Consider the following 14459-nt stretch of genomic DNA (forward strand, 5'->3'; position numbering starts at 1 on the left):
AATGGCTAAAAAAATGCCTGATATTGGCGATTACAAATACGGATTCCATGACAAGGACGTATCGATTTTCCGTTCAAAACGTGGTTTAACTGAAGAAATCGTCCGTGAAATTTCAAATATGAAACAAGAGCCTGAGTGGATGCTTGAGTATCGCTTAAAATCTCTTGAAACTTTCTATGCAAAACCAATGCCACAATGGGGTGGCGATCTTGGCTCTTTAGACTTCGATGAAATTACGTATTACGTAAAACCGTCTGAAGCAACACAAAAATCTTGGGATGAAGTACCTGAAGAAATCAAAGCTACTTTCGATAAATTAGGTATTCCTGAGGCAGAACAAAAATATCTTGCAGGTGTATCTGCTCAGTATGAATCTGAAGTAGTTTACCACAACATGAAACAAGAGCTTGAAGATCTTGGTATCGTGTTCAAAGATACAGATTCAGCTCTTCGTGAAAATGAAGATATTTTCAAAAAGTATTGGGGTACAGTTATTCCTTACTCTGACAACAAGTTCTCAGCATTGAACTCAGCAGTATGGTCAGGTGGTTCATTCATCTACGTACCACCAGGCGTAAAAGTGGAAACTCCACTGCAAGCATACTTCCGTATTAACTCTGAAAACATGGGTCAATTCGAACGTACGCTAATTATTGTAGACGAAGGCGCTTCTGTACACTATGTTGAAGGTTGTACAGCACCTGTTTACACAACAAACTCTTTACACTCAGCAGTAGTAGAAATTATTGTACGTAAAGATGCATACTGCCGTTATACAACGATTCAAAACTGGGCGAACAATGTTTACAACTTAGTAACAAAACGTACAGTTGTTGAAGAAAACGGTACGATGGAATGGATTGATGGTAACATCGGTTCTAAGTTAACAATGAAATACCCAGCATGTATCCTTAAAGGTGAAGGCGCTCGTGGTATGACGTTATCGATCGCTTTAGCAGGTAAAGGACAACATCAACATGCTGGTGCGAAAATGGTCCACTTAGCGCCAAATACATCTTCAACAATCGTATCAAAATCGATTGCTAAACAAGGTGGTAAAGTAACGTATATGGGTCAAGTGCGCTTCGGTCCTAAAGCAAGCGGTGCACGTGCAAACATTGAATGTGATACATTAATCATGGATAACGATTCTACTTCAGATACAATCCCATACAATGAAATGTTAAATGATAATGTTTCTTTAGAGCATGAAGCGAAAGTTTCAAAAGTATCAGAAGAACAATTATTCTACTTAATGTCTCGTGGTATTTCTGAAGAAGAAGCGACAGAAATGATCGTAATGGGCTTCATCGAGCCATTTACAAAAGAATTACCAATGGAATATGCAGTAGAAATGAACCGTCTGATTAAGTTTGAAATGGAAGGTTCTATCGGCTGATTTTTCGTTGATAGAAATGCGACTAGAGCTACATTAGCTTTAGTCGCATTTTTTTGTGGAGTGGGCATTCGTATTTTGAGAGTATATGCTATGATAATGTTACATAAAGGAGGAAGTCACTTGATTCGAGTAGGATTAACAAGTTGGGGCGATCATCCTTCGCTGTATAGTGAAGTGACTGCTTCAAAGGACAAATTATTTGATTATACTGGTCATTTTTTAGCTGTGGAGGTAGATACATCATTTTATGCAATCCCATCGGTCAGTAATGTACGGAAATGGTGTGAAAGTACACCGGACAGTTTCCGCTTTATCTTAAAGGCATATCAAGGGATGACTGGGCATTTACGCAGTGATATTCCATTTGAGACGAAAAATGATATGTTTCAGACGTTTATCGAGAGTGCCAATGAGTTTAGGCGACACGGTAAGTTAGCAATGGTGCTTGCACAGTTTCCTCCGTGGTTCGATTGTCAGGCGAAAAATGTGCAGTATTTAATATATGTAAGGCAGCAATTGAAGAATTTTGATGTAGCGATAGAATTTCGTAACCAAACGTGGTACGCAGAAAATGTGCGAGAGAAAACAATAGATTTTCTACGCGACAATAAATTTATTCATACGATTTGTGATGAACCACAGGCAGGTGTTGGTTCCGTACCATTTTATCCTGTAGCTACGGCAAAAAAAGCCTTGATTCGTATGCATGGGCGTAATATTCATGGTTGGCGTAATACAGGGAATACCGAAAATTGGCGCAAAGTTCGCTTTTTATATGATTACAATAGGGAAGAATTACAACAAATTGGGCAAAATATAATGAAGCTTCAATCGCAAACCGAGGAGCTTTTTGTATTGTTCAATAATAATTCTGGTCATCATGCGGCAAAAAATGCAAAGGAATTGCAAACTATTTTAGCCATAAAGGATGACGGTTTAGCACCGAAACAATTAAAAATGTTTGAAGGGGAATTATAATGGAATTTATTCTTTTAGTATTTATTGCGCTTTGTTCGGGTATTGTGGGCGCACTTGTTGGATTAGGTGGCGGTGCAATTTTAGTGCCAGCTACCTTGTTTATCGGTTTAAATTTAGGTATGATTCCTGATTTGACACCACAGAAGGTCGTAGGATTATCTGTAGTGATGATGATTTTTACAGGACTAGCTTCAACAATAAGTTACATGAAAACGAAAACGGTCGATTATAAAAGTGGCTTTATCTTTTTTATAGGTAGTATACCAGGTACTATTTTAGGTGCGTGGATCAATAAAGGGTTAGATTTACCATCCTTTAATCTATATTTCGGCATTTTGCTTATTATATTATCGATAATATTGCTTGTACGAGACAAGTTAAAACCAGTAAAATGGTTTGTGAAAAATGGTGTTAAACGGGAATTTACTGATGTAGAAGGGAAAGATTACGTTTATGGATACCCGATTTGGTTTGCCATTTTACTGACGTTTTCAATTGGTTTTGCATCAGGCTTGTTTGGCATTGGCGGTGGTTCAATGCTTGTACCAGCAATGATTATTCTATTTTTATTCCCTCCACATGTGGCAGTTGCAACTTCGATGTTCATGGTGTTTTTATCATCGTTAGTAAACTCAGCTAGCCATATTTATTTAGGGAATGTACCGTGGGTGTATACAATTCCAGTCATTCCGGGAGCGTACATTGGCGCTAAAATAGGTGCTGCTTTAAATAAAAAAATAAAGTCAGATACACTTATATTTGCATTAAGAATTATTTTATTATTACTGGGAATTCGTTCAATATGGGACGGTTTATTTTAATTCAGCAAATGTTTTATGCGCGAAAGCGAAGCGTCAGCAGCAAATGTTTTATGCGCGAAAGCGAAGCGTCAGCAGCAAATGTTTTGTGCACGAAAGCGAAGCGTCAGCAGCAAATGTTTTATGCGCGAAAGCGAAGCGTCAGCAGCAAATGTTTTGTGCGTGAAAGCGAAGTGTCAGCGGAAGGTACAATTACTCCGAGGAATAATTGATTGGAAAGAAGAGGTGGCTTAAATGCTAGAAAAAATTCATATTTTTCACACGAATGATTTGCATAGTCATTTTATGTATTGGCCACGTATGCAAAGCTTTGTGAAAAAGAAACGGGCAGAATTTGCAGCTCGAGGTGAAACAAGTTTTTTATTTGATGTTGGCGATCATTTAGATCGTTCAAATATATATACTGATGCAACAATTGGTAAAGGAAATGTGGCCCTATTAAATGAAGCACAATATGATGTTGTGACACTTGGGAACAATGAAGGTATAACATTATCACACAAAGAGCTTTATCATTTATATGATGAAGCTAATTTTGATGTGGTTATTGCAAATTTACAGGCGACTAATGGGAATAACCCGGCTTGGATGAAGCCATATGTCATATTGACAACCGAGCATGGTACAAAAATAGCTGTTATAGCAGCGACTGCTATGTTTGAGGCGTTCTATAAAGAATTAGATTGGGATATTGATGAACCAAGAAGTGCGATGATTCGTTTAGCGCATCAACTTCGTAAAGAAGCACATATTGTTGTTTGTTTGTCACATTTAGGAATTACTGAAGATGAATTGCTAGCAGAAGAATGTCCTGAGATTGATGTCATTTTTGGCTCGCATACGCATCATATCTTGTCGAATGGAAAAAGGGTAAATGGTGTATTACTGACAGGTGGGGGCAAATTTGGACAGTTTACAGGACACCTCATTTTAGAATATGATAAAGATACATGCACACTTATTGGAAAAACAGACAATTTAATTCAGAATAGAGATTTACCCGCTATCGAAAATGAGGATATGTTTTTGTCGTCATTAGAGCAAGAGGGAGAACGGTTACTAAATGTACCTGTTTTTACAACACCGCAAGCATTTAATAAAGAGTGGTTTCATTACTCACAGCTTTCACATTTATTTGCGCAGGCAATTCTAGAAAAAAGCGATGCGGATTGTGCATTGTTTAATGCGGGCATTTTTTTGGACGGACTTCCTAAAGGAACCGTGACTGCTCTTGATTTGCATAAGATTTTCCCACATCCTATTAATTTATGTACTATTGAATTATCTGTTATGGAATTAAAGGAAATTTTGCTGCAATCAAAAAATGAGGAATGGCCTTTCATAGAATTAAAAGGGCTAGGCTTCAGGGGTGTCATATTTGGTAAGATGTTATTGTATGGTTTTTCAATGAATGACGATCGACAACTACTCATAAATGGAGAAATAGCAGATGCCACCCGCACCTATAAGTTAGTAACGCTAGATTTATTTACGTTTGGTTATTTTTATCCGAGTTTTAAATATGCGAAGAAAAAATATATCATGCCTGATTTTTTACGTAATATTATGAGGGATTACGGACGAAAAGTATTTAAATGAATGCAAGAAAACAAGCTTTAATAATAGATTGGGGAAGAGGTCATGCGATTAATTTCAATCGATGTATTAAAAGATGGAATGGTGTTAGGAAGAACTATTTGGAATGAGGCGGGACACCCCCTTTTGAAAAAGGGAGTAGTCATTAACGAACGCATTATTCTCAGACTTCAACAATTACATACGCATTATTTATATATTGACGATGAGATTTCGAAGGGGATTGAGGTAGAAGATACTGTTCCACAAATTGTTCGAAATAGAGCCATCTCAACCATAAAAAACTCTTTCCAGTCTTTGAATGGATTAAATACGGCTAGTGCATCTTATGTGCTCGACCAAAAATCGAAAGAGATTGTCTCTATTGTTGATGAATTGTTGCTGGCAGTGACGGGTAGTAACGAAATTTTAACCGTGCTGGCCGATGCATATTTGTTTGATGAGTATTTATATCAGCATTCGTTTCAAGTGACCTTGTATTCAATTGCAATTGCCAAAGAATTAGGGCATTCGGCAGAAGATTTACGTATTATTGGTATTGGTGCTTTATTGCATGATATCGGAAAAATTATGGTGCCAAAGGAGATAATAACGAAGCCAGGACGGTTAACGCATGAGGAGTTTGAAACAATGAAAATGCATACACGTTATGGTTTTGATGTCTTGCGAAATTTACATACTATTTCATTACTAGTGGCGCACTGTGCATTCCAGCATCACGAGCGCATTGATGGAAGTGGGTATCCCCGTGGATTAGTAGATTTTGAAATTCATCCCTTTGCGAAAATTATCGGTGTTGCAGATGTCTTCGATGCAGTAACGACTAATCGTGTATATCGTGAAAAAATGCTCCCATCACAAGGATTAGCGATTGTTGAAGCAGGTTCTGGCACAATTTATGACCCGAAAATCGTCAATGCTTTAAAGAAAGCCGTCGTACACTACCCAAATGGCGCAATCTTAAAATTGTCAGATGGACGTCGGGGTATCGTATCGAAACAAGATTCCCTCGATCCGATATTGCCTTGGATCCGAATTTTTGAAGAAAATGATGAACTATTACCAGCTACATATGAAATTAATTTGGCAGATTATCCAACTGTCTTTATTGTAAAGGTTGAAACTGATTACCTTGTTCCTGCAGCTTTTGAATAATTTTCTCTTCCTGTTCATACGTTATGGAACAGGAGGAGATTTTTTTGTATTTCCCTCGAAAAAGGATGAAATTAAGAAAAAATAGTAGGAAATCTAAGAATTCAAACCGTCTTACGATTCTTTTAGTAAGTTTTATTGTATGTATGCTGTTATTTTTATATGTTTTAAATGAAAGTCTTATGCCGACTTACTTACAATATGCGGAGGTACAAACAGATAAAATTGCATCTTATGTTGTCAATGAAGCTATTAGTTCTCGTACATCAAGTGTTTTAGATGTGAATGACATTATTGAAGAATTACCTGCAGGCTCGGCAGAAACGGTTACAGTAAAATTTAATACTGACATTATAAATCGGGTACAAGCGGAAATACAAGGTTTAGTAAAAAACTATTTAGCGCAGGCTGAGCAAGGCGATTTAACTCATTTACCAGAGTTAGAGAATGTTGAATATGATGTTGGCAAAATCGAAGAGGGTGACGGGATTGTGTTTTTTGTACCGCTTGGGCAAGCAGCGAATCTTCCATTACTCGGAAATTTGGGTCCGAAAATTCCGATTCGCTTTCATATCATTGGTAATGTGCATAGTACTGTGACATCAAATATTAAAGAATTTGGTATTAATAGCGCGTTTGTGGAGGTATGGATTAATTTAAAAGTTAACGTACAAATTATTGTGCCTTTTGCAAGTAAATCTGCCTCTGTTGCACAGAGTATTCCTGTAGCAATGGGTTTAACGAGAGGCCCGGTACCAAATATCTATACGAATGGCAGTGATGCGCCTCAGCCATCGCTTGAGGTCCCATTAAAGATGGAATAGAAAATGCTAGTTGTTGCAGTGCGTGTAATGTGATACATTGACAACAGTGATGACTTTTTGAAATGTACCAATACTCGATAGGGGCGATATTCGTATGACATCTTGTAAACCTACAAGCAATGAAAAAGAAGAGCATTTAAGAAAACCAGATTGGTTAAAAATTAAACTAAATACAAACGACGAATATAAAGGGCTTAAGAAGCTCATGCGAGAAAAGAATCTTCACACAGTTTGTGAAGAAGCACGCTGTCCAAATATTCATGAGTGTTGGGGTGAACGTCGTACTGCAACGATGATGATTTTAGGTTCAGTATGTACACGTGCTTGTCGTTTCTGCGCTGTAAAAACAGGCTTACCAAATGAGTTAGACCTTGCAGAACCAGAGCGTGTAGCAGATTCAGTTGCTATTATGAACTTAAAGCACGTTGTAATTACAATGGTAGCTCGTGATGATTTAAAAGATGGCGGTGCGGAAGTATTAGCAGAAACAGTGCGTGCGATTCGCCGTAAAAGCCCACTAACTTCAGTCGAAGTATTACCTTCTGACCTTGGTGGTATTGAGGAAAACCTTAAGATGTTAATGGATGCAAAACCAGATATTTTAAATCATAATATAGAAACGGTGCGTCGATTAACGCCAAGAGTTCGTGCACGTGCCAAATATGATCGATCATTAGAATTTTTACGTTTGGCAAAAGAAATGCAACCTACTATTCCAACAAAATCTTCATTGATGATTGGATTAGGAGAAACGCATGACGAGATTTTAGAGGTAATGGATGACTTACGTGCAAATAACGTAGATATTATGACAATCGGTCAATATTTACAGCCGACGAAAAAGCATTTAGCCGTAAAAAAATATTATTCACCCTTAGAGTTTGGCAAGCTGCGTAAAATTGCGATGGAAAAAGGTTTCAAGCATTGTGAGGCAGGTCCATTAGTGCGTAGTAGTTATCACGCGGATGAGCAAGTAAATGAGGCAACGAAAGCACGACAGTTGCAAGCAGAAGTTTAACGAGAAGATAAGAGTATATATAGAAAGGTGGTGTCACTTTGATTATCATTGAAGGATATGAGTATGAACTTATTAATGATTACCGAGAAGCTTTTCAAGAAGAAGTATTAAAGGAGCGCTATTCGGATATTTTAGCAAAATACGATTATATCGTTGGGGATTGGGGCTATAACCAATTACGTCTAAAAGGATTTTTTGAAGATAAAAATCAAAAATCTACGTTTGATACAAAAATTAGCACGCTTCAAGATTACTTATACGAGTATTGTAATTTTGGCTGCGCTTATTTTGTCTTACGAAAAGTTGGGAAAGTTATGCAACAACCAGAAAAAACAACAGTAGAAGTAACCGAAGTGACGGAGCCTGCAGAAGTAACAGAATAAGTAGTAGAACCTGATGTGATTTTAGCATCAGGTTTTTTGTTTGTAAGGTGTATGTCGATAAATTTGAAGAAGTGGGCGATAAATTTATATTTATGGGTGATAAATTTCGAATTATTGGCGACAATATCCATAACCAGGGTGATAAACGATTTCACACACATAAAAACATCCTATACCATGAATGATAAGGATGTTTTTTAGTCTATTAGCTTAGTAATTCGCGTAAATATTCACGTAGCTCTACAGTTTCTTCCTCGGAGCGGTTGTATACATGCTCGAGATAGCCAGGTTCTTCTACATCATCTGCACCGATAATGGCGAAGCGACCAAATTGAATGTCCATGACAAGTACTTTACCGAAAAAACGGCTTGATTGTAGAATCGCTAAATCATAGCGTAGCTTTTCACCAGCAAAGCTTACGAAGCGTGTTTTTGTATCTTCTACATCATCATATAAGAAAAAACGTTCCATCTTTTAATCACCTTCCAGTTCTATTGTTATGGTACTATAGAAGGGAAAAGACTATCAACTTTAATTGATTTGAATGGGGGCATACCTTGTGTATTTTGTAGATCGTAATAAAATCACAGAAAATTTACAGTACTTAGATGGGCTACTTGCTATTTTGGAGTCAGACAATAATTGGCTACAAAACGATATATCAAAACTTGCAATTGAGCGTATTGGTCATAACATTATGGAGTCAATGATGGATGTTGGCAATTTGATGATTGATGGCTTTATTATGCGTGACCCAGGTAGCTATGAGGATATTATTGATATTTTAGTCGATGAAAAAGTTGTAACAGTCGACATGGAAGCACCATTAAAAGCAGTTGTCGGATTACGTAAAATGCTTGTCAGAGAATTTATAAATGTAGACATTCATGAGGTTGTTAATGTGTTAAAATCGAGCCTTCCTACGTTAAAGCAATTCCCACTCGCTGTGAATGATTACTTAACAAATGAACTAGGACCTGTTTCGGCATTTTTGCCAGAAGGGGCTCATAAATGAGAACATATAAGGCTTATTGTTTTGATCTTGATGGCACAGTTTACCGTGGGAAAGAAGGAATTCCTTCTGCGATTACATTTATTCACAGCTTGCAAGAACAAGGAATCGAACCTTTTTATGTGACAAATAACTCTTCAAAAACAAGAGAACAATTACAAGAAGCGTTACGAGCAATTGGTATTGAGGCGCCGTTAGATCATTTTTATTCAAGTGCACTTGTAACAGCAAAGTACATTGCGACAAATTATGCTGGTAAAAAAGTGGCGATGATAGGATCTGATGGCCTGCGTTCAGCGCTATTAGATGAAAATATAGCCATTACAGAAGATAATCCAGATGTATTTGTGATGGGCATTGACCGTACAATTGACTATACAAAGCTTGCGAAAGCAACGATTGCTATCCAAAATGGCGCGACATTGATCGCGACAAATCCAGATGTTAAATTTCCAACTGAGCAAGGATTTGTGCCAGGTAATGGCTCATTTGCACGTTTAGTAGGAGATGTAGCTGGTGTTGAACCACTTTATATGGGAAAACCATCGCCTGCCATGCTTGAGGTAATTGCCAAAGATCATGGCTTTGAAAAAGGTGATATGGTAATGGTAGGGGATAATTATGACACGGATATTATGTGTGGCATTCGTTATGGTTGTGATACAATCCATGTCAATACTGGTGTAACCCCAACAGCTGCGGTTTTAGAAAAAGAGTATCAGCCAACTTATTTACTGGAAACATTATTAGACAAATAACAAATGAAACGGTTGTCACGTATGATATGTGACAACCGTTTTTATGTTTAAAAAATCACCATAAGGGATTTTCTTCGATATATTGGTATATCGCTTTTGTTAGCTCTGCAGGCGAATCAGCTTCTACAAGATCACCATTAACAACGGCGTAAAAGGATTCCGAACATTTTGTGCAGTAGCTAAGACAGCCATATTCTAAAACGTCGATATTTGGGTCGCGTTCAAGTGTTTCATACGCTTCTTGCGAGCCATTTGCTAAGTTGCTAATACAAAATTCAACCATTGGATTCATACGTGTCACCTCACCTTTGTTATGCTACTCGGTTTTGAATCGTTCGTCAACAACGTATGTTTTTTGTATTAAAAGTGAAGTAGTTCGTCTATTTTGATTAGAAATTCTCAGTTTTGTGAAAAGTTTCACAAAATGCAATTCTTATATTGTGAAACATCTCACAATCGGGTATACTCAATTGTGGATACTTTGTGAACAATTATAATGAGACACATCAAAGGAGATTATTATGGGGAAATTAGTACTTTTAGGGGGCGGCTATGGCAATATGCGTGTCATGCTTCGTCTATTACCGAATAATTTACCATTAGACACGGAGATTGTGCTGGTAGACAGAGCACCTTTCCATAGTTTGAAAACAGAGTTTTACGCACTTGCAGCAGGGACTTCAACAGATAAAGAAATCCGTGTGAGTTTCCCTGAACATGAACGTTTAACAGCTGTATACGGTGAAGTTATCGAGATTAATCGTGAAGAGAAAGTGGTTATTTTAGAAAACGGACAGCGTATTGATTATGATGATTTAGTTATTGGGCTTGGTTGTGAGGATAAATTCCATGATGTGCCTGGAGCAGAGGAGCACTCGTATAGCATTCAGACAATTGCTAAGTCACGTCAGACATTTAATGCACTTTGTGGACTGCCATCGGGTTCTACTGTCGGTATTGTCGGTGCGGGGTTAAGTGGCATCGAGCTTGCTAGTGAGCTACGTGAAAGTCGCGCAGATTTAAATATAAAATTATTTGACCGTGGACAACGTATTTTAAAAGACTTCCCAGAGAAGTTAAGTAAATACGTGAAAGAATGGTTCATCAAACATAACGTCGATGTGATTGCAGAATCTAATATTACAAAAGTAGAACCAGGTAAAATTTTTAATCACGAAGATGAAATACCTTTGGATGCTGTAGTTTGGACTGCAGGTGTGCAACCTGTAAAAATCGTTCGTGATTTAGAAGTGGAAAAAGATCGTCAAGGTCGCCCAATAGTAACACAATACTTCAACGTTCCAGATGATGAGCATGTATATGTTGTTGGAGACTGTGCCTCTTCTACGTTTGCACCAAGTGCGCAACTTGCAGAAGAACAAGCAGAACATGTTGTCAAAGTACTGCGTATGCGCTGGAAAGGTGAGCATCTACCAGAGAAAATGCCAGACATTAAATTAAAAGGCTTCATGGGATCACTAGGTAAAAAGCAAGGGTTTGCATACTTAGCAGATACAACAGTAACAGGGCGTATTGCACGTCTGATGAAATCTGGCTTACTGTGGATGTATAAATATCAAAACGATTAATAAATAGTTGTGCTAAATCGCCCTTGTAACCACCACAGGCAGTTGTTGCGAAAAATGTCATGTGAATGTATCATGTGAGATTCAAGCACGTTTAGGTACGTTACAGAGCGCTACATTAGCTTATAGACAAAGAAGAAAGGGAGACTGTGGTAAGCAGTCTCCCTTTCTCATATACTAGTGTTAAACAGTTTCATCAGGAGTGAAGCCTAAATTTTCAAGAGCAGTGAACACTGGCTTTAATTGCACATAGCCTTCACCGACTACTTCATCATTAATAAGTACGAGTGGATAGAAAAATTCGTCATCTTGGATGCGTGCGGCATAGTCCGCATCACGTTCATTCTCAATTGGACCTTCAATATCGACATAACGGATATCATACGCTTGCTTTGGATACTTACGATCAATAGCAGCTTGTAGCCACTCATATGTATCTTTAGAAGATGGTGCATTGACACAGCTGGCGCAAATAATCGCTGTCCCATAAATTTCGATGGATGGTTTAGTGTATTCCATGTATTTCCGCTCCTCGTGATTCTATATTGGATTTTTTCTGTTGCTAACATTATAATCATTATAAGGAAAGGAGTCGAGATAAAATGGCAGAAGCAACAATTAACGACCAAGTTCAAGAAGTATTAGATAAATTACGTCCATTCTTACTACGCGATGGTGGGGATTGCGAATTAGTAGATGTAGAAGACGGTATTGTAAAATTACGTCTATTGGGTGCATGTGGGAGTTGTCCAAGTTCTACAATCACACTTAAAGCAGGTATTGAACGTGCATTATTAGAAGAAGTACCAGGCATTATTGAAGTAGAGCAAGTATTCTAATTGCACTTATAAATAAAAGTTCTAGCTCATTAAGGGCTAGAACTTTTTTTAGATTATATTTGATTTGTTTTCTCTTTTCGAATGATTGCCCATTGTTCTTTAGCCATCTCGATAATTTTCGCTTCGCCACCCAGGTTTTGTTTTTCAATCACTTTTGAGAAGAAGCGTGTCGAATTTTCCATATCGCCGATACGTCGTGAAAGTTCAGCGATCATGTACATAATACGTACGTCCGACATTTGTGTAGAGCTGTAATCCTCGTTTGAATAAGAGTCCATATAATGATCACGAGAAATTTTTAAGAAACGTTGCTCTTGACCTTCATTATTTAATGAGCGGTAAAGCCAAGCTAAACGAAGTGCTAGACCGGCTGTTGCGACAAATTTCTCTTTTTTAATCGTGCCACAGATAAATGCTAGTTTATAAACTTGGATTGCTTGAAAAACTGTACGTTCACCCTTAAAATCGTGATGGACCCATTTTTCTGTTATTTGCGTGCGAATATGATCTTGTACACCTGGCGCAAAATATTTGGAAAAATCTTCTGTGAATGAGAAGCCACAATGTTCACAGACGAATACATTATAGTATAGTGCATTGACATTATCGGCATAAATCGGTTGGAAATCGCTTTCAGTATGTTCAACTTTGATGAATTTAGAGCGTACTTTAAGTGTTGGAAATTCTTTTTTACAATTAACGCATTGAACATTTTTTTCATAATAAGGTGAAATCTCCATATTTTATACCTCTTTCATTAACGATTATATAACTATTATACCAACTATAGTTTCAGAAGCATGAATAAAAATGACTAATTATTGGAAAGTTAAATGGATGACTACTATAAATAGATGACAAGCCGAATAATTGCCATTCAATAGACAAAATTGATATGATATTGATAAGAAAGAAGGTGATTGGGTTGACAAGTTTGCAAAAAGTAGTAGAAGTAACAGAAGCAGCCGTCTTTCATATTCACGAAATGATGGAGCATAATGAAGAACAAGGTTCTTACTTACGCGTGGTTGTAAAAGGCGGTGGTTGTAGCGGCCTTTCATACGGCATGCATTTTGATAAAGAAAAAATGGATGACGACTTAGAAGATGTGCAACATGGTTTGACTGTTCTTGTTACCCGTGAAGATGCGCCTATTTTAACGGGAACGAAAATCGACTACAAACAATCGCTAATGGGCGGAGGATTCACAATTGATAATCCGAACGCCATTGCTTCATGTGGCTGTGGCTCAAGCTTTAAAGCAGCAAAACGTGAAGGATCACCGGAAGTTTGCGACTGATTGGCGTTGATCATAGAGTATCTCTAGGAATATGATTTTCAGCTAAAATAGGAATGTACACAATCCTAAAAAATGTATAATAACAACCCCAGATTAGTCTAAAAGGGTTGTGACTAACGAGCCTCTTAGATTTATGATGTTGCAAAACATGATAAATCAAAGAGGCTTTTTTATATGGTGGCAAAGAAAAGAAATGGACAACTTTTGGTAAAATGGCTATTAAGAAATATTATCCAAATCATACTTTTTTTCTGAAAAATATGATTCGAGGTTTTGGAAAAGTGTGGAATCAAAATCTTTTTGTCCACGAATATACTTTTCCTTTAAATTGTAATAGCAAATCTCTAAATACTCGTCATTATGATGTTCTTTAAAAGGCGTTACAGCTTTTATTTCATTTAATTCAGCAAAATAGCGCTCCATTTTATCGACTGTACGGATTTTATATCCACGATTTTTCATTTCCTCAATTATTTTCTCTGTATACATATATAAATCATCTTTGGGATAGTCGTAAATATAATTAATTAATATATGTTTGTCCTCTTTTACGAAAATACTGTTAAGCTCACGCCACTGGGAAAGAAGCTGTCCTTTTGGTAAAAAGGGAATTAAATTTGTATGCCATAAACGCATGGATAATGCCTCCTCAATAGTTCAGTAGTTGCTAGAAAATAGTATATTATGCGTATGTAATAAAATAAACAATAGTGCAAAGGGAAAAGAACCAACGTACCCGAAGTTTGCGATTTGGTGAATATGAAAGAGGCCACAATTTTTTTAATTAATTGTGGC

The 14459-nt window shown here is 37.3% G+C and carries 18 protein-coding genes; 13 read left to right on the top strand and 5 right to left on the bottom strand.

The genetic code is table 11. The annotated features are described in order from the left end of the window. The first annotated feature begins 1 nt into the window (after position 1). From sufB to ACIQ2D_RS17540, 8 genes are all read left to right on the top strand, one after another. Entirely contained in the window at positions 2 to 1399 is a 1398-nt protein-coding gene (gene sufB / locus ACIQ2D_RS17505; protein WP_402866271.1) for a Fe-S cluster assembly protein SufB, read from the top strand. A gap of 120 nt (positions 1400 to 1519) precedes the next feature. Next, a complete protein-coding gene (locus ACIQ2D_RS17510; RefSeq protein WP_402866273.1) occupies positions 1520 to 2377 on the top strand; it encodes a DUF72 domain-containing protein in 858 nt (285 codons plus the stop codon). Beyond that, on the top strand, positions 2377 to 3198 hold the full coding sequence (locus ACIQ2D_RS17515) for a sulfite exporter TauE/SafE family protein (RefSeq protein ID WP_402866275.1): 822 nt from the start codon (positions 2377 to 2379) through the stop codon (positions 3196 to 3198). The genes ACIQ2D_RS17510 and ACIQ2D_RS17515 overlap by 1 nt, the downstream gene beginning before the upstream one ends. Positions 3199 to 3429: 231 nt before the next feature. Continuing rightward, the gene (locus ACIQ2D_RS17520) at positions 3430 to 4794 is read left to right on the top strand and encodes a bifunctional metallophosphatase/5'-nucleotidase (protein ID WP_402866276.1); all 1365 of its coding nucleotides are present in this window, start codon (positions 3430 to 3432) and stop codon (positions 4792 to 4794) included. A 42-nt stretch (positions 4795 to 4836) separates the two neighbouring features. Then, on the top strand, positions 4837 to 5946 hold the full coding sequence (locus ACIQ2D_RS17525) for an HD-GYP domain-containing protein (protein ID WP_402866278.1): 1110 nt from the start codon (positions 4837 to 4839) through the stop codon (positions 5944 to 5946). Between the two features lie 23 nt (positions 5947 to 5969). Next, positions 5970 to 6767: a sporulation protein YunB gene (yunB, locus tag ACIQ2D_RS17530; protein WP_402866280.1), complete on the top strand. Its 798-nt coding sequence runs from the start codon at positions 5970 to 5972 to the stop codon at positions 6765 to 6767. 94 nt (positions 6768 to 6861) lie between these two features. Further along, complete coding sequence (lipA, locus tag ACIQ2D_RS17535; protein WP_402866282.1) at positions 6862 to 7785, top strand: lipoyl synthase; 924 nt, start codon at positions 6862 to 6864, stop codon at positions 7783 to 7785. Positions 7786 to 7823: 38 nt separating this feature from the next. Further along, a complete protein-coding gene (locus ACIQ2D_RS17540) occupies positions 7824 to 8168 on the top strand; it encodes a YutD family protein (protein ID WP_402866284.1) in 345 nt (114 codons plus the stop codon). A 205-nt stretch (positions 8169 to 8373) separates the two neighbouring features. On the opposite strand, the gene ACIQ2D_RS17545 is transcribed toward ACIQ2D_RS17540, so the two are convergent. After that, positions 8374 to 8640, bottom strand: a complete 267-nt coding sequence (locus tag ACIQ2D_RS17545) for a DUF3055 domain-containing protein (RefSeq protein WP_402754410.1) — start codon at positions 8638 to 8640, stop codon at positions 8374 to 8376. Between the two features lie 88 nt (positions 8641 to 8728). Between ACIQ2D_RS17545 and ACIQ2D_RS17550 the strand changes: the two genes are divergently transcribed. Further along, positions 8729 to 9184, top strand: a complete 456-nt coding sequence (locus ACIQ2D_RS17550) for a DUF86 domain-containing protein (protein ID WP_402866286.1) — start codon at positions 8729 to 8731, stop codon at positions 9182 to 9184. Further along, positions 9181 to 9939, top strand: a complete 759-nt coding sequence (locus ACIQ2D_RS17555) for a TIGR01457 family HAD-type hydrolase (RefSeq protein WP_402866288.1) — start codon at positions 9181 to 9183, stop codon at positions 9937 to 9939. Before ACIQ2D_RS17550 ends, ACIQ2D_RS17555 begins: the two co-directional genes overlap by 4 nt. Before the next feature lie 55 nt (positions 9940 to 9994). Here ACIQ2D_RS17555 and ACIQ2D_RS17560 read toward each other — a convergent pair whose 3' ends face one another. Next, complete coding sequence (locus tag ACIQ2D_RS17560; protein WP_402866290.1) at positions 9995 to 10231, bottom strand: YuzB family protein; 237 nt, start codon at positions 10229 to 10231, stop codon at positions 9995 to 9997. A 229-nt stretch (positions 10232 to 10460) separates the two neighbouring features. Between ACIQ2D_RS17560 and ACIQ2D_RS17565 the strand changes: the two genes are divergently transcribed. After that, positions 10461 to 11528 carry an NAD(P)/FAD-dependent oxidoreductase gene (locus tag ACIQ2D_RS17565; RefSeq protein ID WP_402866291.1) on the top strand — a complete coding sequence of 356 codons (1068 nt, stop codon included), beginning with the start codon at positions 10461 to 10463 and terminating at the stop codon, positions 11526 to 11528. Positions 11529 to 11708: 180 nt separating this feature from the next. Here the strand turns inward: ACIQ2D_RS17565 and ACIQ2D_RS17570 are convergent, their stop codons facing one another. Continuing rightward, on the bottom strand, positions 11709 to 12044 hold the full coding sequence (locus ACIQ2D_RS17570; RefSeq protein WP_402866293.1) for a YuzD family protein: 336 nt from the start codon (positions 12042 to 12044) through the stop codon (positions 11709 to 11711). An 83-nt stretch (positions 12045 to 12127) separates the two neighbouring features. On the opposite strand from ACIQ2D_RS17570, the gene ACIQ2D_RS17575 reads away from it, so the two are divergent. Next, positions 12128 to 12364: a NifU family protein gene (locus ACIQ2D_RS17575; protein ID WP_010857481.1), complete on the top strand. Its 237-nt coding sequence runs from the start codon at positions 12128 to 12130 to the stop codon at positions 12362 to 12364. A gap of 53 nt (positions 12365 to 12417) precedes the next feature. Here ACIQ2D_RS17575 and ACIQ2D_RS17580 read toward each other — a convergent pair whose 3' ends face one another. Then, the gene (locus ACIQ2D_RS17580) at positions 12418 to 13104 is read right to left on the bottom strand and encodes a DUF2225 domain-containing protein (RefSeq protein ID WP_402866295.1); all 687 of its coding nucleotides are present in this window, start codon (positions 13102 to 13104) and stop codon (positions 12418 to 12420) included. A 155-nt stretch (positions 13105 to 13259) separates the two neighbouring features. Here ACIQ2D_RS17580 and ACIQ2D_RS17585 point away from each other — a divergent pair, with 155 nt between their 5' ends. Then, on the top strand, positions 13260 to 13664 hold the full coding sequence (locus ACIQ2D_RS17585) for a HesB/IscA family protein (protein ID WP_402866296.1): 405 nt from the start codon (positions 13260 to 13262) through the stop codon (positions 13662 to 13664). Positions 13665 to 13883: 219 nt separating this feature from the next. Here ACIQ2D_RS17585 and ACIQ2D_RS17590 read toward each other — a convergent pair whose 3' ends face one another. After that, entirely contained in the window at positions 13884 to 14300 is a 417-nt protein-coding gene (locus ACIQ2D_RS17590; RefSeq protein WP_402866298.1) for a pyrimidine dimer DNA glycosylase/endonuclease V, read from the bottom strand. Between the last annotated feature and the right edge of the window lie 159 nt (positions 14301 to 14459).

Source organism: Lysinibacillus sp. NPDC097287 (assembly GCF_044761695.1).
Taxonomy (GTDB): Bacteria; Bacillota; Bacilli; order Bacillales_A; family Planococcaceae; genus Lysinibacillus.

Coding starts and splice junctions, on each gene's coding strand:
- sufB (WP_402866271.1), top strand. CDS start 2: ATGGCTAAAAAAATGCCTGATATTGGCGATTACAAATACGGATTCCAT.
- ACIQ2D_RS17515 (WP_402866275.1), top strand. CDS start 2,377: ATGGAATTTATTCTTTTAGTATTTATTGCGCTTTGTTCGGGTATTGTG.
- ACIQ2D_RS17520 (WP_402866276.1), top strand. CDS start 3,430: ATGCTAGAAAAAATTCATATTTTTCACACGAATGATTTGCATAGTCAT.
- ACIQ2D_RS17525 (WP_402866278.1), top strand. CDS start 4,837: ATGCGATTAATTTCAATCGATGTATTAAAAGATGGAATGGTGTTAGGA.
- yunB (WP_402866280.1), top strand. CDS start 5,970: ATGGAACAGGAGGAGATTTTTTTGTATTTCCCTCGAAAAAGGATGAAA.
- lipA (WP_402866282.1), top strand. CDS start 6,862: ATGACATCTTGTAAACCTACAAGCAATGAAAAAGAAGAGCATTTAAGA.
- ACIQ2D_RS17545 (WP_402754410.1), bottom strand. CDS start 8,640: ATGGAACGTTTTTTCTTATATGATGATGTAGAAGATACAAAAACACGC.
- ACIQ2D_RS17555 (WP_402866288.1), top strand. CDS start 9,181: ATGAGAACATATAAGGCTTATTGTTTTGATCTTGATGGCACAGTTTAC.
- ACIQ2D_RS17560 (WP_402866290.1), bottom strand. CDS start 10,231: ATGAATCCAATGGTTGAATTTTGTATTAGCAACTTAGCAAATGGCTCG.
- ACIQ2D_RS17565 (WP_402866291.1), top strand. CDS start 10,461: ATGGGGAAATTAGTACTTTTAGGGGGCGGCTATGGCAATATGCGTGTC.
- ACIQ2D_RS17570 (WP_402866293.1), bottom strand. CDS start 12,044: ATGGAATACACTAAACCATCCATCGAAATTTATGGGACAGCGATTATT.
- ACIQ2D_RS17575 (WP_010857481.1), top strand. CDS start 12,128: ATGGCAGAAGCAACAATTAACGACCAAGTTCAAGAAGTATTAGATAAA.
- ACIQ2D_RS17580 (WP_402866295.1), bottom strand. CDS start 13,104: ATGGAGATTTCACCTTATTATGAAAAAAATGTTCAATGCGTTAATTGT.
- ACIQ2D_RS17585 (WP_402866296.1), top strand. CDS start 13,260: ATGATATTGATAAGAAAGAAGGTGATTGGGTTGACAAGTTTGCAAAAA.
- ACIQ2D_RS17590 (WP_402866298.1), bottom strand. CDS start 14,300: ATGCGTTTATGGCATACAAATTTAATTCCCTTTTTACCAAAAGGACAG.